This is a genomic window from Streptomyces sp. NPDC085481 (genome assembly GCF_044541845.1).
In the GTDB taxonomy this organism is placed as follows: Bacteria; Actinomycetota; Actinomycetes; order Streptomycetales; family Streptomycetaceae; genus Streptomyces.
Genome location: NZ_JBITTJ010000001.1, coordinates 51,142 through 77,025, shown reverse-complemented (window position 1 = coordinate 77,025; position 25,884 = coordinate 51,142). Strand labels below are relative to the sequence as shown.

21 protein-coding genes and 1 riboswitch are annotated in these 25,884 nt (G+C 74.3%); of the genes, 8 read left to right on the top strand and 13 right to left on the bottom strand.

The genetic code is table 11. The features are described from left to right. Window positions 1-24 precede the first annotated feature (24 nt). Window positions 25-1,131, bottom strand: coding sequence for a pyridoxal-phosphate-dependent aminotransferase family protein (locus ACIGEZ_RS00390; protein ID WP_399826125.1), 1,107 nt, complete (start codon window positions 1,129-1,131; stop codon window positions 25-27). 273 nt (window positions 1,132-1,404) lie between these two features. Between ACIGEZ_RS00390 and ACIGEZ_RS00385 the strand changes: the two genes are divergently transcribed. Then, window positions 1,405-2,415 (top strand): hypothetical protein, encoded by a 1,011-nt coding sequence (locus tag ACIGEZ_RS00385; RefSeq protein WP_399824262.1) that lies wholly within the window; start codon window positions 1,405-1,407, stop codon window positions 2,413-2,415. A gap of 76 nt (window positions 2,416-2,491) precedes the next feature. Beyond that, window positions 2,492-3,586 carry an amidohydrolase family protein gene (locus ACIGEZ_RS00380; protein WP_399824261.1) on the top strand — a complete coding sequence of 365 codons (1,095 nt, stop codon included), beginning with the start codon at window positions 2,492-2,494 and terminating at the stop codon, window positions 3,584-3,586. A 96-nt stretch (window positions 3,587-3,682) separates the two neighbouring features. On the opposite strand, the gene ACIGEZ_RS00375 is transcribed toward ACIGEZ_RS00380, so the two are convergent. Both ACIGEZ_RS00375 and ACIGEZ_RS00370 read right to left on the bottom strand, forming a co-directional pair. Further along, window positions 3,683-4,276, bottom strand: coding sequence for a GNAT family N-acetyltransferase (locus ACIGEZ_RS00375; RefSeq protein ID WP_399824260.1), 594 nt, complete (start codon window positions 4,274-4,276; stop codon window positions 3,683-3,685). After that, window positions 4,263-6,419 carry a penicillin acylase family protein gene (locus ACIGEZ_RS00370; protein ID WP_399824259.1) on the bottom strand — a complete coding sequence of 719 codons (2,157 nt, stop codon included), beginning with the start codon at window positions 6,417-6,419 and terminating at the stop codon, window positions 4,263-4,265. Before ACIGEZ_RS00370 ends, ACIGEZ_RS00375 begins: the two co-directional genes overlap by 14 nt. Window positions 6,420-6,502: 83 nt before the next feature. Between ACIGEZ_RS00370 and ACIGEZ_RS00365 the strand changes: the two genes are divergently transcribed. Both ACIGEZ_RS00365 and ACIGEZ_RS00360 read left to right on the top strand, forming a co-directional pair. Beyond that, window positions 6,503-7,267: a siderophore-interacting protein gene (locus ACIGEZ_RS00365; protein ID WP_399824258.1), complete on the top strand. Its 765-nt coding sequence runs from the start codon at window positions 6,503-6,505 to the stop codon at window positions 7,265-7,267. A 284-nt stretch (window positions 7,268-7,551) separates the two neighbouring features. Next, the gene (locus tag ACIGEZ_RS00360; protein ID WP_399824257.1) at window positions 7,552-8,577 is read left to right on the top strand and encodes an SCO1860 family LAETG-anchored protein; all 1,026 of its coding nucleotides are present in this window, start codon (window positions 7,552-7,554) and stop codon (window positions 8,575-8,577) included. Between the two features lie 87 nt (window positions 8,578-8,664). On the opposite strand, the gene cobC is transcribed toward ACIGEZ_RS00360, so the two are convergent. Beyond that, window positions 8,665-10,227, bottom strand: a complete 1,563-nt coding sequence (cobC, locus tag ACIGEZ_RS00355) for an Rv2231c family pyridoxal phosphate-dependent protein CobC (RefSeq protein WP_399826123.1) — start codon at window positions 10,225-10,227, stop codon at window positions 8,665-8,667. Between the two features lie 45 nt (window positions 10,228-10,272). On the opposite strand from cobC, the gene ACIGEZ_RS00350 reads away from it, so the two are divergent. Beyond that, a complete protein-coding gene (locus ACIGEZ_RS00350; RefSeq protein WP_399824256.1) occupies window positions 10,273-11,052 on the top strand; it encodes a ZIP family metal transporter in 780 nt (259 codons plus the stop codon). 2 nt (window positions 11,053-11,054) lie between these two features. Here ACIGEZ_RS00350 and ACIGEZ_RS00345 read toward each other — a convergent pair whose 3' ends face one another. The 7 genes from ACIGEZ_RS00345 to ACIGEZ_RS00315 all read right to left on the bottom strand — a co-directional run bounded on the left by ACIGEZ_RS00345 (window position 11,055) and on the right by ACIGEZ_RS00315 (window position 19,460). After that, entirely contained in the window at window positions 11,055-12,434 is a 1,380-nt protein-coding gene (locus ACIGEZ_RS00345) for a cobyrinate a,c-diamide synthase (RefSeq protein ID WP_399824255.1), read from the bottom strand. Then, entirely contained in the window at window positions 12,428-13,036 is a 609-nt protein-coding gene (gene cobO / locus ACIGEZ_RS00340) for a cob(I)yrinic acid a,c-diamide adenosyltransferase (RefSeq protein ID WP_399824254.1), read from the bottom strand. The genes ACIGEZ_RS00345 and cobO overlap by 7 nt, the downstream gene beginning before the upstream one ends. After that, the gene (locus tag ACIGEZ_RS00335) at window positions 13,036-15,096 is read right to left on the bottom strand and encodes a putative cobaltochelatase (RefSeq protein ID WP_399824252.1); all 2,061 of its coding nucleotides are present in this window, start codon (window positions 15,094-15,096) and stop codon (window positions 13,036-13,038) included. Before ACIGEZ_RS00335 ends, cobO begins: the two co-directional genes overlap by 1 nt. Window positions 15,097-15,157: 61 nt before the next feature. Continuing rightward, complete coding sequence (locus ACIGEZ_RS00330) at window positions 15,158-16,666, bottom strand: cobyric acid synthase (protein WP_399824250.1); 1,509 nt, start codon at window positions 16,664-16,666, stop codon at window positions 15,158-15,160. Further along, a complete protein-coding gene (locus ACIGEZ_RS00325) occupies window positions 16,663-17,637 on the bottom strand; it encodes a cobalamin biosynthesis protein (protein WP_399824249.1) in 975 nt (324 codons plus the stop codon). The genes ACIGEZ_RS00330 and ACIGEZ_RS00325 overlap by 4 nt, the downstream gene beginning before the upstream one ends. A gap of 33 nt (window positions 17,638-17,670) precedes the next feature. Next, window positions 17,671-17,806, bottom strand: a riboswitch (cobalamin riboswitch). A gap of 141 nt (window positions 17,807-17,947) precedes the next feature. Next, complete coding sequence (locus ACIGEZ_RS00320) at window positions 17,948-18,169, bottom strand: hypothetical protein (RefSeq protein ID WP_399824247.1); 222 nt, start codon at window positions 18,167-18,169, stop codon at window positions 17,948-17,950. Window positions 18,170-18,185: 16 nt separating this feature from the next. Continuing rightward, window positions 18,186-19,460, bottom strand: coding sequence for an anion permease (locus ACIGEZ_RS00315; protein ID WP_399824245.1), 1,275 nt, complete (start codon window positions 19,458-19,460; stop codon window positions 18,186-18,188). A gap of 339 nt (window positions 19,461-19,799) precedes the next feature. Between ACIGEZ_RS00315 and ACIGEZ_RS00310 the strand changes: the two genes are divergently transcribed. Together ACIGEZ_RS00310 and ACIGEZ_RS00305 are read left to right on the top strand one after the other, a co-directional pair. Next, window positions 19,800-20,927, top strand: coding sequence for an alpha/beta hydrolase (locus ACIGEZ_RS00310; RefSeq protein ID WP_399824244.1), 1,128 nt, complete (start codon window positions 19,800-19,802; stop codon window positions 20,925-20,927). 121 nt (window positions 20,928-21,048) lie between these two features. Beyond that, window positions 21,049-22,431, top strand: coding sequence for a hypothetical protein (locus ACIGEZ_RS00305; protein ID WP_399824242.1), 1,383 nt, complete (start codon window positions 21,049-21,051; stop codon window positions 22,429-22,431). A 37-nt stretch (window positions 22,432-22,468) separates the two neighbouring features. On the opposite strand, the gene ACIGEZ_RS00300 is transcribed toward ACIGEZ_RS00305, so the two are convergent. Together ACIGEZ_RS00300 and ACIGEZ_RS00295 are read right to left on the bottom strand one after the other, a co-directional pair. After that, entirely contained in the window at window positions 22,469-22,876 is a 408-nt protein-coding gene (locus ACIGEZ_RS00300; RefSeq protein WP_399824240.1) for a VOC family protein, read from the bottom strand. Between the two features lie 57 nt (window positions 22,877-22,933). Next, entirely contained in the window at window positions 22,934-23,824 is an 891-nt protein-coding gene (locus tag ACIGEZ_RS00295) for a neutral zinc metallopeptidase (protein ID WP_399824238.1), read from the bottom strand. A 265-nt stretch (window positions 23,825-24,089) separates the two neighbouring features. Here ACIGEZ_RS00295 and ACIGEZ_RS00290 point away from each other — a divergent pair, with 265 nt between their 5' ends. Then, complete coding sequence (locus tag ACIGEZ_RS00290) at window positions 24,090-25,688, top strand: ABC-F family ATP-binding cassette domain-containing protein (RefSeq protein ID WP_399824236.1); 1,599 nt, start codon at window positions 24,090-24,092, stop codon at window positions 25,686-25,688. Window positions 25,689-25,884 lie beyond the last annotated feature (196 nt).

Below are 25,884 nucleotides of genomic sequence, written 5' to 3'. Positions count from 1 at the left end.
GGGCGGCCGCTCACCGGACACTCCCTAGCGGCCGCCCCACGCCTCCGTGACCGCCCGGCGTGCGCCCTCCAGGTCCACCGGCCGGCCGGTCTCCGCCAGCGCCGCGCCCAGCGCCGCGAGCGAGGACTGCACCGCGCCCGGGGTCGCGTCCACCCCGTAGTGGTTCACCCGGATCATCTCCTTCGCCAGCGCCCCGCCACCCGCGATCAGCGGCAGCGACGGGTCCGCGGCCAGCGCCTTCGCCACGAGCTCCGCGGCGTCCACCCCGGCCGGCGAGCGCAGCGTCGTCGCGACCGGGGCCGCGTCCTTCGCCTCGTGGACGTACGGCTCGAGACCGCCGCCGAGCGCGAGCGCGCCCGCCCGGGTCGCCGCCGCGGCCGCCGCGTGCCGTCCCATCAACGCGGCAGGACCCTCCGCCTCGATCCGCTCCAGGCACGCCTCGAGCGCCAGCATCTCCAGCTGCGCCGGGGCATGGAGGAGCGCCTTGCGGCCGCCGTCGATCCACCGCTCCTTCCAGTCCAGGAGCGAGAGGTACGAGCGGCGCGGCGCCCGCGGGTTGGCGGCGAACCGCTCCCAGGCACGCTCGCTCACCGACACCGCCGAGACACCCGCCGGGCCGCCCATCGCCTTCTGCGCGCCGATGATGCACATGTCGACGCCCCACGCGTCCGGCAGCACCGGCTCGGCGCCGATCGACGCCACCGCGTCCAGGTAGAACAGCGCGCCGTGCGCCCGCACGACCTCGCCGATCTCGGCGACCGGGTTGGTGTTGCCGGTCGCCGCCTCCGCGTGCACCAGGGACACGAAGTCGATCTCCGGGTGCTCGGCGAGGGCCCGCGCCACCTGGTCCGCGGTCACCGCGGTGTGGAACGGCACCTCCAGGTCGACGACCGTGGCACCGCAGTCCCGCAGCCAGTTGCCGAAGGTCTGCCCGTACGGACCGGTCACCACGTTCAGCGCGGTCGAGCCGGGCCGCGCCCCGCTGCGGATGCAGCCCTCCAGCGGCAGCAGCGCCTCGCCCTGGGTGATCACCACGTCCTGCTCGGTGGAGAGCAGCGCGGCGACCCGGCGCTCGATCGACGCGAACTGCGCGGCGGTCAGCGGGGCCAGGTCGAGAAGCGGGTGTGTCACGGTCACGGCGGTGCCTTCTTCGGTGTCGAATGCGTGTCGCATACATCGGGGTCGAGCTCGTGCCAGCCTAGATGCCCCGTCCGCCGGCCCGCCGGTCGCGAGGGCGGCGCCGTGCCGGCCGGCGCGCGCGACCCGCCGTCACGGCGGCGTCCGGAACGTGTCACAGGGCTCGTACCGCCGGGCGCGGACGCTTCCCCCGCAGCCCCGTCGGTGGGATGTTGCGGGCCGGAGCGGCCCCGCAGGGGGCCGCCGGGAGGAATCGGGGTGGACACCATGGTTCGGAGAACCGACAGAACCCACAGATCCGGCGGAGCCGGCGCGAACGGCGGCGCGCGGCTGCGCCGGGCGGCCGCGGCCGCCGCGGCGCTCGCCGTCGCCGCGCCGCTGACCCTCGGTGCGGCGGCGGACGCGGGCGCGGCAGGGGTGGCGGGGCCGGCCGCCGTGCCGGGGGCGGTGCGGGTGGCCGCGGACCACCCGATCGTCTTCGCCCGCTACACCGCGGCGGCGCCCGTCGAGGACCTGTACGCGATCTCCCCGGCCGGCGGCGCGCCCGTCAAGCTCACCCACACCCCCACCGTCAGCGACGTGATGCCCAGCTGGTCCCCGGACGGCAAGCGGGTGGCGTTCCTCCGCTACGGTGCCGGTGGCGCGATCGACGGCATCTGGACGATGAAGTCCACGGGCGGCGACCTGAAGCCCGTGCCCGGCACCCAGGGCGCCTCCGACTTGGCATGGTCCCCCGACGGCAAGCGGATCGCCTACTCCAAGCCGGTCGGCACCCAGCGCGAGCTCTACGTCGCCGACATCGACGGCACCCCCGCGACCCGGCTCACCCACACCGCGGCGGACGAGTTCCACCCGACGTGGTCCCCGGACGGCGGGCAGCTGGCGTTCAGCCGCGCCGACGCGTCCGGACTCAGCAGACTGATGCGGATCCAGCTGTCCACCCTGGCCCAGACGCCGGTCACCCTGTCCGGCTCCCACGACTGGACGCCCGACTGGTCACGCGGCAACCGGATCGTCTTCAGCCGGGTGGACTCCACCGGCTTCGCCCACCTCTACGTCGTCCGCCCCGACGGCTCGGGGCTGCACCGCATCACCTCGGCCCGCGCCAACGACAAGTACCCCTCCTGGTCGCCGGACGGCAGGCGCCTGGTCTTCACCCGGGGCGGTACCGACGACGCGGACCCCGAGCACCTCTTCCTGGTACGGGCCGACGGCACCGCACCGACCCAGCTCACCAAGGCCGGCTCGCACGACCTTGAGGCCGACTGGCGCCCGTGAGGGGCCCGGCGGTCACGGCCCGAAGGTGACGAACATCGCCGCCCGGGTCCCGGGCGGCGGCTCGTAGAGTGCGGGTATGAGCGATCACGTGGTGCTGCATGTGAAGGGGCGGGTGCTCGTCGGCCCGGAGGACGTCCGGGACGAACTGTGGTGCGTCGACGGGCGCGTCACCTTCGAGCGGCCCGCCGGCCCGGCCCGGGACGTCCTGACCGTCGAGGGCTGGGCGCTGCCCGGTCTCGTCGACGCCCACTGCCACGTCGGGCTCGACAAGCACGGCCCGGTCGACGAGGTCACCAGCGAGAAGCAGGCCGTCACCGACCGGGATGCCGGCACCCTGCTCATTCGCGACGCGGGATCGCCCTCCGACACCCGGTGGGTCGACGAGCGCGAGGACCTGCCGAAGATCATCCGGGCCGGCCGGCACATCGCCCGCACCCGCCGCTACATCCGCAACTACGCCCACGAGATCGAGCCCGACGAGCTCGTCGCCTACGTCGGCCGTGAGGCCCGGCGCGGCGACGGCTGGGTCAAGCTGGTCGGCGACTGGATCGACCGCGACCTGGGCGACCTCTCGCCGTCCTGGCCGCGCCCCGAGGTCGAGGCGGCCATCGCCGAGGCGCACCGGCTCGGCGCCCGCGTCACCGCGCACTGCTTCGCCGAGGACTCGCTGCGCGACCTGGTCGAGGCCGGCATCGACTGCATCGAGCACGCCACGGGACTCACCGAGGACACCATCCCGCTCTTCGCCGAGCGGGGCGTCGCCATCGTGCCCACCCTGGTCAACATCGCGACCTTCCCGCACCTCGCGGACGGCGGCCAGAAGAAGTTCCCGCGCTGGTCGGCGCACATGCGCAGGCTCCACGAGCGCCGTTACGACACGGTCCGCGCCGCCTGGGACGCGGGCATCCCGGTCTTCGTCGGCACCGACGCGGGCGGTTCCCTGCCGCACGGCCTGGTGGCCGCCGAGGTCGAGGAGCTCACCCGGGCCGGCATCCCGGCCCTGGACGCCCTGTCCGCCACCACCTGGGCGGCCCGCGCCTGGCTCGGCCGCCCGTCCCTGGAGGAGGGTGCCCCGGCCGACCTCGTCGTCTACGGCGAGGACCCGCGCGCCGACGTCCGGGTCCTCGCGGCGCCGCGGCGGGTGGTGGTGAACGGACGGGTGATCGGCTAGGGGGTGTCTCGCCCGGCCGGCTCCACCTGATTGGATCCGATATCCAATATTCGAAGGTTGGATCCCGGATTTCGGATCCAACCTCCGGCCGGTCGGCTACGCCTGCGCCGCCGCGGCCGCCGCCCTCGTCTCGCGGGTCAGGAAGGCCAGCCGCGCCTTCTTCTCCGGGATGAACACCTCCGGCAGGTCCACCTCCGGCAGGACGACCTCCGGGCCCAGCTCGAACCCGGCGCGCGCCAGCCGGGCGATCGCCTTCCCGTTGGCGGCGTCCGGCTCGGCGACCAGCCGGGTGTGGCCGGTCAGCGCGAAATCGATCAGCGCCGTGAGCACCCCCGCGGTGAAGCCCCGCCGCGGCGCGGCCGAGGGCGCGATCATCAGGTGCACGCCGAGGTCGCCGGGCTGCGCCTCGTAGCACTCGGAGACCCGGTCGGCCTCGGGCTCGTACGTCTGGAAGAGCGCCACCGGCTCGCCGTCGCGCCGCACCAGGAAGCCGTGGTGGGTGCTGAGCGAGTCGAGGTGCGCGTAGACGTCCCGCACCTGCTCGACGGTGGTGCCGGCCATGCCCCAGAAGCGGGCGCGCTCCTCGTTCACCCAGGCGTGGATGAGCGGGGCGTCCCGCTCGGGGTCGATGCGGTCGATCCGGACGGTGCCGAAGCCCTCGACGTCCTGGATGTGCTCAGCGGTGGTCATGCGGTTCCTGCTCCTCGTGCTCCGGTGTGAGGGACTTCCAGTCGGTGGTGACGGGGGCGAGCTCGCCCCGCAGCCACAGGGGGAGCTGGTCGCGGTGGTGCGGGTCGCCGGGCACCCCGGAGGCGCCGAACGGCACGACCCACAGGCTGCGTTCGCGGTCGGCCAGGTCCCAGACGTACCGGGCGGCCGAGGCGCGCGCGCCGCGGTCGGTGAACCCCGGCACGCTGGACGTGGACAGCACGCAGTCGTGGTCGCCGGCGAGCCCCGGCCACTGCGCGTCGTCGCCATCGGGCAGCGCCTGCCACGGCGCGAGCCGGTGCGTCACCCCCCACGCCGGCGGGGTCTCCGCGGCCCCGGCCTCCTCGAGCGCCTCCCGCACGATCCGCGCGATGTCCCCGGCCGGTACGGGCCCGCTGACCAGCAGCGTCTCCAGGGCGAACGCGACCCGCGCACCGAGCGCCAGCCAGGGCCGGAACAGCTCCGGGTACGGAGCCGGCTCGCGCAGCACCGCGAACGCCTCGTGCGCGGCAAGCCGCCGGACGACCGCCCCGCGCACGGCCGCGTACAGACCGGCGTCCACGCTGTCGGCGGCCATCCGCCGGTCCCAGGCGAGCAGCGTCGCGCGCACGGCCCGGGCGGCGGGCGAGAGGGCGGTCTCGTCGGCGCCCCGGACCGCGTCGAGCAGGCGGCGGGCGGACGGGTTGTCGGTGTCGGTGTGGACGGCGGCCGTCGTGGCCGGCGTCCAGGACGCCGAGGCGTCCAGCAGGGCGGTGATCCGCTCGGCCCGGTGCGGCGGCGCGAACTCGACGCCCAGCGGCCCGGCGAGCCCGCGGGCGTTGGCCATGACGGCGTGCCCGTCGACCTCGGCACGGGGTGTGGCGGCGGCCCGGCCCGACCAGGCGTGGGCGGCCTCCCAGGCGGGCACGACCCGCAGCGCGTTGTCCCGGTCGCGTACGGGCACGTACCCGGCGACCCGGTGCAGCAGCCCGCCGTCGACGTCGGCGGCCTGCACGACGTTCACCGGCTCGACCCACCGGTCGAGCGCCCGGTCCACGTCCCCGACACCGCGCGCGGCCAGCAGTGCGGGCAGCACGGAGAAGCCCGACTCGCCGGTGACGCGGGGCGGGTAGCGCAGGCTGACGGCCTCCCACTCGGGGACCCCGCCCTCGTCGTCCGTGTCCACGTCCATGTCCGCGTCCGGGCCCCAGTCCCCGCCCCCGCCCCCGCCCCCGCCCGCGCCGATGATCACCGGACCCCGGCCCGTCTCGATCACCTCGATCCGCACCGGCTCGGCCGAGCCCGCCACGCGGATCGTCTCCGAGTGCGCGGTCGCCGGCTCCCAGCCGTCCGGGCCGAGGGCCTCCACGCGGCCGTCGGGCCGGCGGCGCAGCCGCTCGCGGTAGAGGTCCTGGTAGTCGGCCATGGCGTTGGTGATCGCCCAGGCCACCCGGCCCGTGTGGCCGAAGTGGGCGAGGCCGGGGACGCCCGGGACCGCGAGGCCGAGGACGTCGTATTCGGGGCAGGCGAGCCGGATCTGCTGGTAGACGCCCGGCGCCTCGATGAAGCGGTGCGGGTCGCCGGCCACGATCGCCGCCCCGCTCGCCGTACGCGCGCCGGAGACGACCCAGCCGTTGGAGCCGGCCGTGCCGGGGCCGTCCGTGGCGAAGAGCTCCGTCCACTGCTCGCCGAGCCGCCGCGCGACCTGGTCCCGCCACAGCTTGGTGGGGAAGCCGGCGAAGAGGATGTGGGTGGAGAGCCACACCGCGAGCGGCGTCCAGGGCTCCCAGCGGCCCGGTTCCAGGCCGGTCGCGGCGAACTCGGGCGCCCGCCGGGCCCCCGCAGCGAGGCCCTCGTTGACCCCGTCCACGTACGCCCGTACCCAGGCCGCCGTCTCCGTGTCAAGCCGGTCGTAGCACCGGCGCGCGGTGTCGGCCAGCCTGGCCTGACGGACGAAGGTGTCCCAGCCGGCCTCCGCGGCACCGAGGAATCCCGCCGTCGTCCCCTGCGCCCGGTGCCGCTCGACCTCCAGCTGCCAGGCGCGGTCCCGGGCGGTCACCAGGCCCTGGGCGTGGGCCAGTTCGCGCGGGTCGGCGGCGCGCAGATGGGGGACGCCCCAGGCGTCCCGGTAGACCTCGATGCTCACTGCGTACGGCCCCGATCGGATCAACATTTCTTAGGTTAGGCTGACCTAAATTAATCTACAGGACTCCAGGGGAGGGGATCACCGTGGGTCGTACGGGCCACGGCTGGGAGGGCGTCGTCCTCAAGCTGTTCCGCGGCAGGGACTTCACGTTCACCGTGACCGGCGCCGAGCAGGTGACCGCGCACTACCGCCGGGTGGGCTTCACGGACGGCGGACTGCTCGCCGCCGCGGGTGTCCACCCGACCATGTGGGTACGGCTCTGGTTCGACAACGCGGGCAAGCCGCACCAGCGCGCCTACACCCTCGTCGACCCGGACCCCGAAGCCGGCACCTTCAGCCTGGAGTTCGCCCTGCACGACGGCGCCGCCAGCGACTGGGCGCGCTCCTGCGCCCCCGGCGACACCATCGAGGCCACCCTCCAGGGCACCGGTTTCACCGCGCCCGAGCCGGTGCCCGGCCGCCTCCTCGTGATCGGCGACGCCGCCTCGCTGCCCGCGGTCAACTCCCTGCTCGACGCCTTCCCCGCCACCCCCGCCACCCTCTGGTTCGAGACCGTGCACGCCTCGGACGAGGAGCTGCCGCTGCGGACCGACGGCGACCTGCACGACGTACGCCGGGTGCCCCGGCAGGACGCCGGCGCCGCCCTGGTCGCCCGGGTGAGGGAGGAGCTGCCCGCGCTCGCGGCCGCCGCCGGTGCCCCGTACGTCTGGATCGCCTGCGACACCGCGACCACCCGCACCCTCGCCTCGTACGTCCGCAAGGACCTCGCCCTGCCCAAGGAGCGGGTCCACGCGCTCGGCTACTGGCGGCCCACGCGCGAGCGTGCGGAGGGCCTGGCGGCGGGTTGACGATCCGTTACCTCCACCCGGCGCACGTCGTTAAAGCACCTCCCGTGAACGCGCCCCCGCGCCCGCGCACTCCGCAACACGCGGGGCTCGCGAGAACACCTGTGCCGAAAGATTCGAATATGGGCACGGAAACCACCCTTTGGAGTGAACTCACGCCAGGTGTCTGTCAGTTCACCCACAGTGCGTAAAGATTCCGGTGTCTCAAGTCGCCGTCGCCGCAACGACCCACAGTCCCCGTGGCGAGCGGCCGGCGACGCCATGTCTCCTGTGGGGGTTCCACCGTCTTGAACAGCAACACCTTCCGCATGCCCGCACGCCGCTGCGCCGCCGCCGCCACCGTCGCCGCGCTCGCCGCCGGCCCCCTGGTCCTCGCGGCCGCCCCGGCCGCCCACGCCACGGAGGGCCCGAGCGCCACGGACGGCAGGGGCACCACGGACGGCAGGGGCGGCAGCGGCGAGGGCGGCGAAGGTCATGCCACCGCCGTCGTCCTGCGCACGAGCCTCGACGTCGACCTGCTCGACAAGGCGGTGAACGTGCCGCTGCGCGCCTCCCTCAACGAGGTCGAGGCCCCGGCCAGCGCCGGGAAGACCGCGCTCAGCGTGAAGGTGCAGGGCGCCGACAGGGGCCGGCCCGTCGACGTCCTGCGGGCGGACGCCGCCACCTCCGAGGCGACCGTGGAGGGGAACACGGCCCGGGGGTACGTCAACCTCGCCAAGGCCCGGGTCCACGTCCCCGGACTTCCCGCGCTCTCGCTCATCGAGCTGGAGAAGGTCACCTCCAAGGCCGTCTGCGAGGCCGGCAAGCGCCCGGTCGCCCAGACCAACCTGCTCGGCCACGTGACCGTCCTCGGCAAGAAGACCACCCTGTCGACCGGCGGCCGGACCAAGGTCGGCGTGCCCGGCGTCGGCGAGGTCGTCCTCGACCTCTCCCGCACCTCCACCACCTCCCGTACCGCCGCCGCCACCGCCCTGGAGCTGACGGTCTCGGTCAACCCGCTGCACCTCAACGTCGCCGAGGTCCAGGGCAAGGTCACCCTCGCCGAGGCCACCTGCGCGACCCCGGCCGGCCACGAGCCGACCAAGCCGACCAAGCCGGCCGAGCAGCCCACCGAGCACCCCACCGAGCAGCCCTCCGCGCAGCCCGGCCGCGACGGCGGGGTGACCACCCAGAACGGCGGCACCACCCCCACCCAGAACCTCGCCGAGACCGGCGGCAGCTCCATGACCCCGTACCTGGCCGGCGGCGCGGCCCTGCTGCTCGGGGCCGGCGGCGGCGCCCTCGCCCGCGGCCGCGGCCGCGCGCGCGGCTGACCGGCCCGAGGGGGTAGCGCAGGGGGACGAGAAGCGGAGGGCGGCGCCACCGGGGCACCGCCCTCCGCCCACGGCCCCCAGGGCGGTTCAGCCCAGCATCAACAGCGCCTGGTCAAGCGCCTGAAGGAAGCGGTTCGTCGTCACCCGGTCCCGCACCGCGAGCCGCAGCCAGTTCCGGTCGAGCCCGGGGAAGGTGTCGCCCCGCCGGGCCGCGAAGCCCAGGCACCGCAGCCGGTCCCGTACCGCGTCCGCGCCCTCGATCCGTACGAGCACGAACGGGCCCTCCGCCGCGGCGACCGCCCGTACCTCGTCGAACTCCGCCAGCCCTGCCAGCAGATGGGCCCGCTCCACCCCGATCCGGTGGGCCGCGTACTCCGCCTCCGCGAGCGCCGCCCGCGACATGCACGCCTCCGCCGCCACGAGCGCCGGCGTGGACACGGGCCACAGCGGCTGTACGCGCTCCAGCGCCTCGATCGTCTCCGGCGCCGCCAGCACATAGCCGATCCGCAGCCCCGCGAGACCCCAGGTCTTCGTCAGGCTGCGCAGCACGACCAGACCCGGCACGTCCGTCCGCGAGGCCAGCGACTCCCGCTCGCCCGGCACCGCGTCCATGAACGCCTCGTCGACCACCAGGGTCCGCCCGGGCCGGGCGAGCGCGGCGATCGCGGCCGCCGGGTGCAGCACCGAGGTGGGATTGGTCGGATTGCCGATGACGACCAGATCCGCCTCCTCCGGCACCGCCGCCGGATCGAGCCGGAAACCGTCCTCCTCGCGCAACAGCACCCTTTCCACCTCGTGCCCGGCGTCCCGCAACGCGGCCTCCGGCTCGGTGAACTGCGGATGCACCACGACCGGCCGCCGCACCGGCAGCGCCCGCGCGAGCAGCACGAACGCCTCCGCCGCCCCCGCCGTGAGCAGCACCCGACGGGCCGGCAGATCGTGCCGCTCGGCCACGGCCGCCCGCGCCGCCCGGCCGTCCGGGTAGGCCGCGAGGCCCGTGAGGGAGTCGGCGATCCGCTCCCGCAGCCAGTCCGGCGGCGTGTTCGCCCGGACGTTGACCGCGAGGTCGATCAGCTTCTCGTCCCGAACCTCCGCGTCGCCGTGGTGACGCAGATCGTGTGCATCAGCATGAGTGTGGGTGTCCATGGCCGCCGTCGTGTGGGGGGTGGGGATGGGGATGGTGCGCGTGGGGGATGAGCTGGGGGATGAGTGGGGCTCGCCAGCGAGATACCCGTGGCCCGAGGGCAACAACCGTACGCCCACGGCATCTTCGTTCGGAGAAACCGGGACGGAACGGGCAAGTGCGCACGTTACGCGCCGGGCCTTCCGCTTCGGTACGAGGAGCACAGCCCCGGGACCCGCCGCCCGCAGCGCCGCCGCCTCCGCCACGGACGCCGTCCCCGTCGCGGCCAGCGGCACCGACGAGGGATGCGGTACGGCCACGGTGGCCAGTTCCCCGCTCGCGAACCCACGCACCGGCACCCCGAGCCGCCCGGCCGCACCCGCGATCCCCGGCTCCGCGGCCCGTGCGTCGAGCGTCGCGAGCGCCACCACGTCCCGGGCGTTCAGCCCCGCCTCGCGCAGCACCGACCCGACCAGGCCCAGCACCTCGTCCACGGCGGCCCCGGAACGGACGCCCACACCGACCACCACCTCGAGGTGCGCGAAGGAGCCGCGATCCGATAGCAAAGGCCCATGGCTGTAGTCGTCGCGCTCGGCGCGTTCCTCATGACGCTGTTCGGCGGCTGGACGGCCCAGCGCGTCACCGACCGACGCCACCTCGTCCTCGGCCTCGCCGGCGGCCTCATGCTCGGCGTCGTCGGACTCGACCTGCTCCCCGAGGCCGTCGAGGCGGCGGGCCGGAAGGTCTACGGCGTCCCCCAGGCCCTGCTGCTCTTCGTCGGCGGCTTCCTCTTCGCCCACGTCGTGGAGCGCCTGCTCGCCGTCCGCAGCGCCGCCCACGGTGCCGAGGCGAACTGGGGGGCGGCGCAGAGCGCTCCGACGACGGGTGGTAGCCGGGAGACGGGTGGGAGGGTGCCGCAGGTCGGCCTGACCGCGGCGGCCGCCATGGTGCTGCACAGCCTCATGGACGGCGTCGCCCTCGGCGCCGCCTTCCAGGTCGGCGGCGGCATGGGCGCCACCGTCGCCCTCGCCGTCATCACCCACGACTTCGCCGACGGCTTCACCACGTACACGATCACCAGCCTGTACGGGAACGCCCGCCGCAAAGCCGTCGCCATGCTCGTCGCCGACGCGGTCGCCCCGGTCGTCGGCGCCGCGTCCACCCTGCTGTTCACCCTTCCGGAGGAACTCCTGGGCAGCTATCTCGGGTTCTTCGGCGGAGCCCTGCTCTACCTCGCGGCCGCCGAGATCCTGCCCGAGGCCCACCACGAACACCCCGCCCGCACCACCCTGCTGTGCACGGTGGCGGGCGTGGCGTTCATCTGGCTCGTGGTGGGCCTGTCCGGCGGCTGAGCTCACCCGCGGTGCTCCCCGCGGTGCTCCCCGCAGTGATCAACGAAACGCGCGGCGGCCTGCGGAGCCCCCGCCCAGTGCGTGTGCACGTAACTGGCGTGCACCCCCTGCCGGACGAAGCCCTCGACGCGGCGCTCCGGCTGCCGCAGCCCCCAGGCCGGCAGCGCCCCGGCGCCCGGCTCGATCACGGTGCGGTGGAACTCGTGCCCCCGCATCCGCGTCCCGGACGCCGCGAGCACACTGTCGCTCACGGCGACCGCGTCCCGGTACCCGAGGGTGAGCCGCTCCGACATGCGCGCGTCGGCGTCGAGCACCCCGCACATCGGCCGCCCGTCCAGCGAGCGAGCCAGGTACAGCAGCCCGGCGCACTCGGCGGCGACCGGCGCCCCGGACGCGGCGAGCTCCGCGACGGCCTTGCGCAGCGGCGCGTTGGCGGACAGCTCCTCGCCGTACACCTCGGGAAAACCGCCGCCTATGACGAGCCCGCTCGTGCCCTCGGGGAGGGCCTCGTCGCGGAGCGGGTCGAAGGTGACGACATCGGCGCCGGCAGCCGTCAGCAACTCCGCGTGCTCGGCGTACGAGAACGTGAACGCGGCCCCGCCCGCGACGGCGACGACCGGCCTGCGGCCGGGCTCGTTCGCCGCGGCCGACGGCCCGTGGGGCTCGGGCTCCCAGGGGTCGCCGGCCAGTTCCGGCGCCGACCGCGCCAGCGCGAGCAGCGCGTCCAGGTCGCACCCCCGCCGTACCTGCTCCGCCTGCGCCGCCACCGCGTCCACCGCCTGCGCCTGCCGCTCCGCGACCGGGACGAGCCCCAGGTGACGGGACGGCGTGGCGACGGCCGGGGCGCGCCGGAGCACGCCGAGGACCGGCACGCCGGACTCCTCCAGGGCCTCGCGCAGGAGCAGCTCGTGCCGGTCGGTGGCGACCTTGTTGAGGATCACCCCGCCGAGCCGCACCTGTGGGTCCCAGGAGGCGAAGCCGTGCACGAGGGCCGCCACCGACCGGGACTGCGAGGAGGCGTCCACGACGAGCACCACCGGCGCCTTCAGGAGCTTCGCCACCTGCGCGGTGGAGGCCAGTTCGCCCTGGCCCGCGGCCCCGTCGTACAGGCCCATCACACCCTCGACGACCGCCAGGTCGCAGCCCCGCGCGCCGTGCGCGAAGAGCGGCGCGACCAGCTCCGTACCGCACATGTACGCGTCGAGGTTCCGGCCGGGGCGGCCGGTGGCGAGCGCGTGGTAGCCCGGGTCGATGTAGTCCGGGCCGACCTTGTGCGGGGAGACCGCCAGGCCACGGCCGGCGAACGCGGCCATCAGGCCGGTCGCGACCGTGGTCTTGCCCGCGCCCGAGGACGGGGCGGCGATGACGAGACGTGCTACCACTCGATGCCCCGCTGGCCTTTCTGACCCGCGTCCATCGGGTGCTTCACCTTCGACATGTCGGTCACCAGGTCCGCGAAGTCCACCAGCTCCTGCGGGGCGTTGCGGCCGGTGATGACGACGTGCTGCTGCCCGGGACGGTCGCGCAGGACCTCCACGACCTCCCTGGTGTCGATCCAGCCCCAGTGCAGCAGGTAGGCGAACTCGTCGAGGACGTAGAACCTGTACTTCTCCTCCGCGAGGTCGCGCTTGACCTGCTCCCAGCCCTCGCGCGCCTTGTCCTCGTGGGACTGCTCGCCCTCGGCGACCTCGCGCTGGATCCAGGACCAGCCCTCGCCCATCTTGTTCCAGACGACCGTGCCGCCCTTGCCGGTCTCGCCGAGCGCCTTGAGGGCGTTCTCCTCGCCGACCCGCCACTTGGCGGACTTCACGAACTGGAACACCCCGATCGGCCAGCCCTGGTTCCAGGCGCGCAGCGCCATGCCGAAGGCGGCGGTCGACTTCCCCTTGCCCACGCCCGTGTGCACCATCACGAGTGCGCGGTTACGACGCTGACGGGTGGTCAGCCCGTCCTCCGGTACGACGCTCGGCTGTCCCTTCGGCACTACGCGGCCCTCCTCATAGAGCTGTTGCCTTGTACGTTCCTGACGAGCCCGGCGATCGAGTCGGCGCGCAACTCGTCGAGGGTGACGGCGGTGCCGCCCAGTTCGCGGGCGAGTTCCCCGGCGAGCCCGAGCCGCACCGGGCCCGTCTCGCAGTCCACGACCACCGAGGCCGTGCCGTCGGCGGCGTGCAGCCGCGCGGCGCGGGCGGCGAGCGCCAGCGGGTCGGCTCCGCCGCCGGTCGCCCGGCCGTCGGTGACGACCACGAGCAGCGGGCGGCGCGAGGGGTCCCTGAGGCGTTCGACGCGCAGGACGTCGTGGGCCTTGAGCAGCCCCGCCGACAGGGGGGTGCGGCCACCCGTAGGGAGCTGTTCGAGCCGGGCGGCGGCCGCGTCCACGGACGAGGTCGGCGGCAGCGCGACCTCGGCGCCGCGGCCGCGGAAGGTGATCAGGCCGACCTTGTCGCGCCGCTGGTAGGCATCGAGGAGCAGCGAGAGGACCGCGCCCTTGACGGCGCTCATCCGCTGCCGGGCCGCCATAGAGCCGGAGGCGTCCACGGCGAACAGGACCAGGTTGCCCTCGCGGCCCTCGCGGGTCGCCTGGCGCAGGTCGTCCCGCCGCACCACCAGGCCGGGGCCGCTGCGGCCGCGCGCCTTCTGGTACGGGGCGGCCGCCTGCACCGTCGCCGCCAGGTGCAGCCTGGTCAGCGTGCCGCGCGGCCGGGTGGCGCCGGTGGTCCTGCCGTGCTCGGTCCTGGCCCGGGAGCGCCGGCCGGCGGCGCCCTCGCCGAGACCGGGCACGCTCAGCATCTTCGTACGGAACGGCTCGGCGGCCTTGACGGCGGCGCGCTCACCGGAGCCGGGCCCGCCGGTCCGGGGCGCGGGGGCGCTTTCGGGTGCCTCGGGTGCCTCGGGTGCGGACGCCTCTGCCGCGGGCCCCTCGGGCCCGTCACTCTGCGGCGGGATGCCGCCCCCGCCGCCCCCACCGCCGCCCCCGCCGTCGGGGCCGCCGTCGCCCGGGCCGTCGGGCTCGGGGTCCTCCTCAGGCTCCTCGCCCCTGAACTGCTCCAGCGTCTCGTCGAGCTTGTCCTGGTCAAGGCCGGGCGCGTCGAACGGATTGCGCCGGCGCCGGTGGGGCAGGGCCAGCAGGGCGGCCTGCCGTACGTCCTCGGAGGTGACCTCCGTGCGCCCGGCCCAGGCCGCGAGCGCGGTGGCCGTACGGGCCATCACGATGTCGGCGCGCATGCCGTCCACCTCGAACGCGGCGCAGGTCGCGGCGATCTGCAGCAGCGCGGCGTCGCCGAGCACCACCTGCGGCAGCAGGGCCCGCGCGGCGACGATCCGCTCCCGCAGGGCGGCCTCCTCGTCCGCCCAGCGAGCGGCGAACGCCCCGGGGTCGTCCTCGAACGCGAGCCGCCGCCGCACCACCTCCACCCGCTGCTCGGGCTCCCGCGAGGCCGCGACCTCCACGGTCAGCCCGAACCGGTCGAGCAGCTGCGGCCGCAGCTCCCCCTCCTCGGGGTTCATGGTGCCGACGAGCAGGAACCGGGCGGCATGCCGCACGGAGACCCCTTCGCGCTCGACGTACGAGGACCCCATGGCGGCGGCGTCGAGCAGAAGGTCGATCAGGTGGTCGTGGAGGAGGTTGACCTCGTCGACGTAGAGGATGCCGCGGTGCGCGTTGGCGAGGAGGCCCGGCTCGAAGGCCTTCACGCCCTCGGCGAGCGCCCGCTCGATGTCCAGCGCGCCGACCAGCCGGTCCTCGGAGGCGCCGACCGGCAGCTCGACCATCCGTGCGGGACGGGCGGACGCGGGGGTGTCGGTGTGCGGCCCGTCCGGGCAGGCGGGGTCGGGCGAGGCCGGATCACAGCTGAACCGGCACCCGGCGACCACGGCCACCTCCGGCAGCAGGTCCGCGAGCGCCCGCACGGCGGTCGACTTCGCGGTCCCCTTCTCACCGCGCACGAGGACACCGCCCACCGCCGGGCTGACGGCGTTCAGCAGCAGCGCGAGCCGCAGGTCGTCCATGCCGACGACGGCGGTGAACGGAAAGCGGGTGCTCATCGGGTGGTCGCTCCTTCGGGTCGTACGGGATGTCGTACGCAACGGCGGGTGGACGGGGTGCTCACGGCGCACCCGGCGGCACGAACGGCAGCCCCTTCGGGGCGCCCTGCTCGATCAGCCGCAGCAGCGCGTCCGTATCGGCGTGTTCCTCGATCAGGTCGCCGAGGCGGTCGAGCTGTTCCTCGCGCAGGGCGCCGAAGGACGTGTCGGGCGCCGGGACGAAACGGCGGCCGGCCGCCGACGCCACCTCGCGCAGGAAGGCGCGGCGGAAGGCGTCGGACTCCAGGGAGCCGTGCCAGTGGGTGCCCCAGACCGCGCCGACCCGGCACCCGTCCAGGAACGGTTCCCCGCCCCGTACGTCGGCGACGCCGTGGTGGATCTCGTACCCCTCGACCCGCTCGCCGAGCGCCTCGCCGACCGGCCGGGCCAGCGTCTTCTCGGCCGCGAACCGTACCCGTACGGGCAGCAGGCCGAGCCCGCCGACGGCGCCGGCCCTCGACTCGACCTCGTCGTCGATGTGCTCGCCGAGCACCTGGAAGCCGCCGCAGATGCCGAGCACCGGCCGGCCCTCGGCCGCGCGCCGGGCCAGGGCGTCGGCCAGGCCGCGTTCGCGCAGCCACGCCAGCGCCTTCACCGTCCCGCGCGTGCCGGGCACGACCACCAGGTCCGCGTCGGCCAGCTCCTCCGCGCGGTCCACGAACCGCACCACCACGCCCGGCTCCGCCGCCAGCGCGTCCACGTCGGTGAAGTTGGACATCAGCGGTACGGCGCAGACGGCGACCCGCAGCACGTCCTCGCCGACCGGCGGCGCCACGACCGACTCGCGCACGGCACCCCGCAGCGAGACCCTGAGGCCGTCCTCCTCGTCGATGCCGAGGCCGTGCGCGTACGGCAGGACGCCGTAGCTGCGGCGCCCGGTGAGCCCGTGCAGCATGTCGAGGCCCGGTTCGAGCAGGGTCACGTCGCCGCGGAACTTGTTCACGAGGTAGCCCGCGACGAGCTCCTGGTCCTCCGGCGCGAGCAGCGCCGTCGTCCCGAAGAACTGGGCGAACACGCCGCCCCGGTCGATGTCGCCGACGACCACGACGGGCAGCCGCGCGGCCCGCGCGATGCCCATGTTCACGATGTCCGTGCGCCGCAGGTTGATCTCGGCCGGACTGCCCGCCCCTTCGCAGATCACGGCGTCGTACGTGCCCCGCAGCTCCTCCAGGCATGCGAGGACCGGCTCGAAGAGCTGCTTCTGCCGGCCCCCGTGGTAGCCGCGGGCGCTGAGCTCGCCGACCGGCCTGCCCATGAGGACGACCTGGCTGGAGCGGTCGCTGCCGGGCTTGAGCAGCACCGGGTTCATCAGGGCGGTCGGCTCGACGCGGGCGGCCTGCGCCTGCATGGCCTGCGCGCGGCCGATCTCGGCGCCCTCCCGGGTCACGAAGGAGTTCAGGGACATGTTCTGTCCCTTGAACGGCGCGACCTTGATCCCCTGCCGGACCAGCCACCGGCAGATGCCGGCCGTGACGACGCTCTTGCCCGCGTCGGACGTGGTGCCGGCGACGAGCAGCCCCCCACCCCTCATGCGTTCCTCCGCTTCAGCCTGCTCGCGATCAGCCGGCCGCCCACACAGGCGGCCAGGGTCAGTGCGGTGACCCGGCGGGAGAGCCGTACCGCCCGGTCGATGTCCGCGACCTCGACGGCCCGGCCCTCCCCGTTCAGTACGGGACGGTGCTCGACGCGGCCGCCGTACGCCAGGGTGCCGCCGAGCCGTACGCCGAGCGCCCCCGCGAACGAGGCCTCCACCGGGCCCGCGTTGGGGCTCGGGTGCTTCGACGCGTCCGTACGCCAGGACCTCAGCGCACCGCGCGGATTCCCCCCGGCGACGGTGGCGAGTACGGCGGTGAGCCGGGCGCCCGGCCAGCCTGCGAGGTCGTCCAGGCGGGCCGAGGCCCAGCCGAACCGCCGGTACCGCGGGGACTTGTGGCCGACCATCGCGTCCAGGGTGTTCACCGCCCGGAAGCCGACCAGGCCCGGCACGCCCGCGACCGCGCCCCAGAACAGGGCGCCCACGACGGCGTCGGAGGTGTTCTCGGCGACCGACTCGACGACCGCCCGGGCCATCGCGGGCCCGTCCAGGGAGTGCGGGTCGCGCCCGCACAGGTGCGGCAGCCGCTCCCGGGCCACCTCCAGGTCCCCGGCCGCCAGCGCCCCGCCGATGGCGCGGGCCTCGCGCCCCAGCGTCGTACCGCCGACGACGGCCCATACGGAGGCGGCGGTCAGGGCGATCGAGGCGGTGCGGCTGCCCCGTACCGTACGGGCGGCGAGGGCGCCGAGCGCCACGGTCGAGCCGGCGCAGAGGGCGGTGTGCAGGGCGCCGCGGCCGCGGTCGTCGCGCCACAGCCGGCGCTCGACGGCGGCGGCGGCGCGGCCGAACGCGGCGACGGGATGCCCGCGGCGGGGGTCGCCGAGGAGCAGGTCGACGGCGAGGCCGGCGGCCGCTCCGTACGCGAATCCGCCCGGGAACGGGGGGCTGGCACTGCTGCGGCCGGGCATGGCGCTAGGTCCTCACTCAGGGTCCGCGCCCTGGATCGACGTGACCGGCGGCGAGAGTTCCTGACTCCCGGACCGCTCGGGTCCGGTCACAGTGGCGGGACCGCGCCGGATTCGCACCGGACTTCCTCTGCTTGCCGCCGTAATGGCCTCGGCAGTCCACCACGCTGCGCGAAGAGCCGTCAACTCACCTTTGACCTGCGTCGGGTCACTGTGCGAAGCGCCACAGACACGACGGCCGGGCGGCCCGCACGCGAGGTGCGGGCCGCCCGGCCGGAAGGGTGTCGTGCCGGGCACGACGAGGTGTCGCGGGTCAGACGACGATCAGGTAGATGCCGTACGCGACGGCTGCCGCGCACAGCGCGAAGCAGGCGTAGGCGCCGGTGCGGGCCAGGGTGGCGGAGCCACCGTTCGCCGCGGCCTCCTCCTGCTTGGAGAGGCCGACGACGCCGAGGGTGAACAGGCCCACGAGGGCGACGGTCGCCACGAGGCTGACTCCGAAGACGGAGCCGAGAGCTGCCCAGTCGATCTTCATGCTTGGTTCCAGTTCCTTAGACCGCGGCGGCGGGGGCCGGGGGAGCGGCCGGGTCCGCCGGGCTCGGGGCGGGGATGGTGGTCTTCAGGTCCTCGTCCGTGACGGCGGCGACGGAGCCGGCCGGCGGCGGCGGGGTGACGGCCGCGATGGCGGTGGTGACGACGCCCGCGGGCTCGGCCTGCGCGTCCAGGTCGTCGGCGGTGACGTTGTGCTGGTCGACCGGCTTGCGGCGGGACAGCGACCAGATGACGCCGGAGCCGGCGATCAGGAGGATCGCGACGGCGACGATGCCCCAGGTGCCCTGCTTGGTGAGGAACTCGGCGGCGGCGCCGACCAGGCCCGCGGCGGGCAGGGTCAGACCCCAGGCGACGAACATCCGGGTGGCGGTCGACCAGCGGACGACACCGCCCTTGCGGCCGAGGCCCGCGCCCATCACGGCACCCGAGCAGGACTGGGTGGTGGAGAGGGAGAAGCCGAGGTGCGAGGAGGCCAGGATGACCGTGGCGGCGCTGGTCTGGGCGGCGAAGCCCTGCTGCGGCTGGAGGTCGGTGAGGCCCTTGCCCATGGTGCGGATGATGCGCCAGCCGCCGAGGTAGGTGCCGAGCGCGATCGCGAGACCGGCGGCGACGATGACCCACATCGGGGGGTTGGAGCCGGGGGCGAGGACGCCGCCGGTGACCAGGGCGAGGGTGATGATGCCCATCGTCTTCTGGGCGTCGTTGGTGCCGTGGGCGAGCGAGACGAGACCGGCGGAGGCGATCTGGCCGGCCCGGAAGCCCTTGGCCGTGGCCTTCGTCTTCGGGTTGGCGCCGATCCGGTAGGTCAGCTTGGTGGCGGCCATCGCGGCGAGACCGGCGACGATCGGGGCGGCGACCGCCGGGATCAGGACCTTGGTGACGATGGTCGAGCCGTTGACGGCACCCCAGCCGGCCGACATGACCGCGGCGCCGATGAGGCCGCCGAACAGGGCGTGGGAGGAGCTGGACGGCAGGCCGAGCAGCCAGGTCAGCAGATTCCACAGGATGGCGCCGACGAGCGCCGCGAAGATCACTTCGGTACGAATGCCCTCTTCGTTGATGATCCCGCCGGAGATCGTCTTGGCGACCTCCACGGACAGGAACGCGCCGACGAGGTTCAGCACGGCGGACATGGCCACCGCCGTCTTGGGCTTGAGAGCACCGGTCGAGATGGTCGTCGCCATCGCGTTGGCGGTGTCGTGGAAACCGTTCGTGAAATCGAACACGAGAGCTGTCACGACCACAATCGCGAGCAGCAGCGTGATGTGTTCCATTTACCCAGGCAATCGTTTGACGTCAGTGGCTGGTTGAACGTAGTCAACCTGAGTGAACGGAAGGTGAACTGGGCCGGGCGGTGTGGTGTCCCGAACCGGGGTCAGGAGATTCCGCTTACGGGGTGGACGGACCTCCTGTCCACGATGCGGTCAGGGTGCGACCCCGGGTAAGCCGTGCCGTTCCTGGACGGATGCGACACGTGCGCCTTCCGCCACTCTCGCCCCGTTCCGTCCCGTGGACCACTTCAGCCCTTCGGAGGAGCCCGCGAGGAGACCCACGTCACTCCGGGGAGGGCCCGCCCGGTGGCAGGGCGGGCCCCGGCTGCCGACACTGGGAGCGTGCGCCCGGCTACAGCGACGGCAGCGGCCGTCACCACAGTGATCGGTGTCGGCGCGGCCGCGGTGGCGGCCGGCCGGTACGCCAGCGACGCCGCCCTCAAGGTGCCGTCCGGACGCCCGCTGCCGGGCGATCCCAAACTCACCGTGCACGCCACGGGACCCGGCCGGATCACCCTCACCCGCAGCCTCGCCTCCCTGCGCGCCGGCACCTACGGCATCGAGGCCACCGGACTGCACGCCGTCGTCGGCCCCGTCCTCGACCGCGTCCCGCACACCGCCGACACCGTGGTGCGCCGCCTCGAACGGGTCGAGCTCGGCACCCTCGCCACCGGCGGCCGGATCCGCTTCACCCCGCAGCTGCACTGCGGCACCCCCGAGACCGCCCTCGGCCTGCCCTACGAGGACGTCGAGATCCCCGGCGAACTCGGCAACCTGCCCGCCTGGGTCGTCCCCGGACCCCGCCTCACCTGGGTGATCGCCCTGCACGGACTCGGCGCCACCCGCGAGCACCCGCTCAACCTGCTCCCCTTCCTCCACCGCCGGCGCATTCCCGTCCTCATCCCCGCCTACCGGGGCGACGAGGGCGCGCCCGCCTCCCCCGACGGGCTCGCCCATCTCGGCGACTCCGAGTGGCGCGACGTCGACGCCGCCATCCGCTACGCCGTCCGCCGGGGCGCCGAGCACGTCATCCTGCACGGCTGGGGCACCGGAGCAGCGATGGCCCTGCACGCCGCCGCGAGCTCGGGGGTACGGGACAGGATCCGCGGCCTCGTCCTCGACTCCCCGGTCCTCGACTGGGAGGCCACCCTGCGCAACCTGGCCGCGGCCCGCCGCATCCCAGGCCCGCTGATCCCGCTCGCCGTCCGCGCCGCCCAGGGCAGGACCGGCCTCCACGGCGACCGGCTCCAGGAGGCCGCCGACCCCGAGGCCCTGCGCGTGCCGACCCTGGTCTTCCACGGCCCCGACGACACGATCGCCCCCTGGGCCCGCTCCCAGGAGCTGGCCGCCCTCCGCCCCGACCTGGTCACCCTGACCACCGTCCGGGGCGCCCCCCACGCGGCCATGTGGAACGCCGACCCCCTGCGCTACGAGGAGGCCCTGCGCCGCTTCCTGACCCCGCTCGTCTAGGACGCGGACCAGGCCTTCGCCCGGGCGGGCCGGGCCCCCGCTTCCGTGCAAGCGCGGGGCGATGCAGCGGCGTTGCGGATTCCGATTGGGCTTTCGGGCCGTCAGCGGGAAGACTGCCCCCGTGACGTCTCGAAAGCCCGATGAACCATTGGCGCGCAACTCCAGACTCCGACTCGTCCGTCCGCGGGCCCTCGCCACCGCTCGAAGGGCCGTGACGACCCGGCGCACCCGCCCGGCGCCGCGGCCGCCCGAGGGGACACCGCCCCGGGCGGAACTGGCCGGCCAGGCCCGTGCCGTCCTGGCCGACGCCGTACGGATCGCCCGCTGGGCCGCCGTCGACCGGCAGGCCGAGACCGCACCCCCGAACGGGGAACGGGCCGCCGCGGCGCTGGATCTGACGCCCGCCCAGGTCCTGGCCGGCTGGGACCGGGCCCGGCTCGCCGGCCTCGTCGAGCTGCACGGCGACACCGCCCGCCCCGGCTGGCGGCTGCACGCCTGGGACCGGGACGACTCCGCCGTACTGCGCGGCTGGGTCGCCCTCTTCGACGCCTGGTCGCTGGTCCACCCGGCCCCCGCGGACGTGGCGGCCGGCGCCGTCGCCGAGGTCGTCGAGGCCGTCCCCCAGGTCCTCTCGCTCCTCCAGCTGTCCGCCGGGCCCGTCGCGGTGCCGAGCCTGCTCGACCTGCTGCGCCAGCGCGTCGAGGAGCTCCGCGAGGAGCGCTGCGAGGTCCCGGCACCCGGCACGACCGTCGAGGCGGCCCCCGCCGCCGAGGGCCTGCCGGCGCTGCTCGACTGGGCCCTTGAAGGCCTCGCCGCCGTCGGCGCCCTGACCCTGGGCGCGACCCCCGACGGCGGGCAGGCCACCCTGACGCCGCTCGGCAACTGGGCGGTCTGGGTCAAGCTGGAGCAGATCTGCGTCGCCGCGCAGAGCCCGGCCGGCAACATCGAGCAGTCCGCCGAGGACATGCTCCGCGGCTGCGCCCGCCTCACCCCGGGCCCGGCCCGCGACGAGTACCGCGCCTGGCTCGCCGCCCGCACCCTCTCCAGCGCCGTGGCCGAGCTCATCGCCGTCGCGCGCGGCGAGGACGCCCTGCTGCGCGGCCTCGCCTTCGAGGCCCTGCGGGTGGTCGGCGCTCCGGCCGAGCCCGAGGTCAGGACGGCTCTCGCGGAGCCCTCGCTGCGCCCGTACGCCCTGCTGTGGCTCGCCGAGTACGAGGGCGCGGACCCGGACGACGCCCCCGAGGTGCTCACCCGCGAGGAGGCGACCTGGCTGTGGGTGGACACCGCGGCCGCCGTCGCCGACCACGGCGAGAGCGCCCTGCTCGTCCGCCACCTCGACTCCGCGGTCCAGGGCACGGTCCCCGCCCTCCTCGACGAGGTCAGGGCCGTCGGCCACCCCCGTACCGTCCAGGTCCTGGTCGCCCTCGCGGCCGCCCACCCGGACCCGGCCCTCGCGAAGGCGGTGCGCCGGGCCGCCTTCCAGGTCCACACCGGGGGCGCCTGAACCGGCGGGGAGCCACGCCGCCGCCGACGGGCACGGCCTACCCCGCGGCCGCCGCGCCGGGGGCATACGTCCCGAAGCTCCAGACGTTGCCCTCGGCATCCCGGGCCATGTAGTCCCGGGAGCCGTAGTCCTGGTCCGTCGGCGGCATCACGATCTCGACGCCGTGCTCCACGGCCCGCGCGTGGTGCGCGTCGACGTCGTCCACGCGTACGTACACCCCGACCGGGCCGCCGCCGGCCATGAGCTTGTCGAACTCGCTGCCGGTGCCCTTGCTGCCGAGCATCACCATCCCGTTCCCGTACGCGAGCTCGGCGTGCATGACGCTGCCGTCCTCGCCCTCGTACACCGCGGTGGTCGTGAAGCCGAACGCCTCCGTGAGCAGCGTGATCGCCCCCTTGGCGTCGTCGAACCTCAGCGTCGGGCAGATGTCGGGTGACTCAGCCATCCCGATCACTCCTCTCGATGTGACCTGGATCTCAGTCTCGCAGCCGCCGCCGACAAGTCACCGGAAGGTGTTGCACCGGGCCATGTCACCGGTGCTGTAGCCCTGGTAGAACCACTGCTGGCGCTGGGCGGCCGAGCCGTGCGTCCAGTTCTCCGGCGTCACCCGGCCCTGGAAGCGCTCCTGGATCCGGTCGTCGCCGACCGCCGCGGCCGCGTCCAGGCCGTCGCGGACGTCGTCGTCGGTGAGCCGGGTGAGCAGCGGCCTCCCGGTCTTCCCGTCCGGGGTGGTGGTCGCGTGCCGGGCCCACACGCCCGCGTAGCAGTCGGCCTGGAGCTCCACCCGCACCGCGTTGGAGTTCGCCCCCGTCCGCCCGTCCTGGGCCCTGCCCAGCGTCCCCAGCAGGTTCTGCACATGGTGGCCGTACTCGTGCGCCACCACGTACGCCCGCGCGAAGGGCCCGCCCGTCGAGCCGAACTTGGTGCGCAGCTCGTCGAAGAAGCCCAGGTCCAGATAGACCTGCCGGTCGAGGGGGCAGTAGAGCGGGCCGACCGCCGAGGTGACGTTGCCGCAGGCGGTGGGGACCCGCTGGGCGAACATCACGGTCGACGCGTCCGTGTACCGGCCGCCCCGCCGCGCGTACTCCGAGCGCCAGAAGTCCTGCACGCTGTTGACGACCGCGACGATCCGGCAGTCCTCGCGGGTGTTCGCGTCCCGGCCCTTCTTGCAGGCCGCGCCCACCTGGCCGGCAGGCGAGGAGGTCGCGACCGGCTCGTCGCCGCCGGAGGACAGGCCAAGCTGGTCGGGGCCCACCCCGAAGAGCAGGCCCAGGATCAGGGCGATGAAGCCGATGATCCCGCCGCCGACGGTGGCCCTGCCGCCCGGGATGCGGCTGCCCCGGACGTCCTTGACCTCCGAGGTGTCCAGGTCGGCATCGTCGTCGAACTGCATGGCCACCGCCCTTGGTGTCGCCGCCGCGGCAGTGACCGCCGCCCTGCGCCGAGTATCGAGCACGCCAGACGGATTCACCCCTTTTGAGAGGCATGCGAACGATCTGTGACATGTGACCCAGTTCGCCGCTCCTGTGATCTGTGGCCGAAAACCAGTTGCAAGCGCCCGTTAGACTGGCCGTATGGCCATTCTCCCCGTGCATTAGCGGCGTCGAAGCCCTCCTCAGCCGTCCTTCCGCCGTTCCCCATCGCCCTGGAGTCTGTCCGTGATCACCGCTTCCGGCATCGAGCTGCGCGCCGGCGCCCGCGTCCTCATCGAGTCCGCTTCCTTCCGTGTCGCCAAGGGCGACCGCATCGGCCTGGTCGGCCGCAACGGAGCGGGCAAGACCACGCTCACCAAGTGCCTCGCGGGCGAGGGACAGCCCGCCGGCGGCACCATCAGCCGCTCCGGCGAGGTCGGCTACCTCCCGCAGGACCCGCGCACCGGCGACCTCGACGTGCTGGCCCGCGACCGCATCCTGTCGGCCCGCGGCCTCGACGTCCTCATCCGCAAGATGCGGCAGAACGAGGAGCGCATCGCCACCGGCTCCGGCGGCACCCGGGAGAAGGCCCTCAAGCAGTACGAGCGCCAGGAGACCGAGTTCCTGACCAAGGGCGGCTACGCGGCCGAGGCGGAGGCCTCCACCATCGCCGCCGCCCTCGGCCTGCCCGACCGGGTCCTCGGCCAGCCGCTGCACACCCTCTCCGGCGGCCAGCGCCGCCGCATCGAGCTGGCCCGCATCCTCTTCTCGGACGCGGACACCCTCCTCCTGGACGAGCCGACCAACCACCTCGACGCCGACTCCATCGTCTGGCTGCGCGACTACCTGAAGACCTACCGCGGCGGCTTCATCGTCATCTCCCACGACGTCGACCTGGTCGAGACCGTCGTCAACAAGGTCTTCTACCTGGACGCCAACCGCTCCACCATCGACGTCTACAACATGGGGTGGAAGCTCTACCAGCAGCAGCGCGAGGCCGACGAGAAGCGCCGCAGGCGCGAGCGCCAGAACGCCGAGAAGAAGGCCGCGGCCCTCAACTCGCAGGCCGACAAGATGCGCGCCAAGGCCACCAAGACCGTCGCCGCGCAGAACATGGCCAAGCGCGCCGAGCGCCTGCTCGCCGGCCTGGACGCGGTCCGCGTCTCCGACAAGGTCGCCAAGCTCCGCTTCCCGGAGCCCGCGCCCTGCGGCAAGACCCCGCTCACGGCGGAGGGCCTGTCCAAGTCGTACGGCTCCCTCGAAATCTTCACCGACGTGAACCTCGCCATCGACAAGGGCTCGCGCGTCGTCATCCTCGGCCTCAACGGCGCCGGCAAGACGACCCTGCTCCGCCTCCTCGGCGGAGTCGAGCAGCCCGACACCGGCGAGGTCACCCCCGGCCACGGCCTCAAGCTCGGCTACTACGCCCAGGAGCACGAGACCCTGGACCCCGAGCGCACGGTCCTGGAGAACATGCGCTCCGCCGCCCCCGACCTCGACCTGGTCGAGGTGCGCAAGGTGCTCGGCTCCTTCCTCTTCTCCGGCGACGACGTCGACAAGCCCGCCGGGGTGCTCTCCGGCGGCGAGAAGACCCGGCTCGCGCTCGCGACCCTGGTCGTCTCCTCGGCGAACGTGCTGCTCCTGGACGAGCCCACCAACAACCTCGACCCCGCCAGCCGCGAGGAGATCCTCGGCGCGCTGCGCACGTACAAGGGCGCGGTCGTGCTCGTCACCCACGACGAGGGCGCCGTCGAGGCGCTCGACCCGGAGCGGATCATCCTGCTCCCGGACGGCGTCGAGGACCTGTGGGGCGCGGACTACGCGGACCTGGTCGCCCTGGCCTGACCGGGCGGACCCGGTGATCGTGCCGTGTGATCATGCCGGGCTGGATCATTCGGCTCATGGGTGATCCTTCATCTGAGTGAGTGCGTCTCGTACCCCCGGCGCGGGCCCTGCGGAATCCTTCCGCCTGGACCCGCGCCGTACTGGTGTTCCCCCCGCGCCGCTGACCTGGTACTTCCCGTCCGGGGCGGCTCCCGGC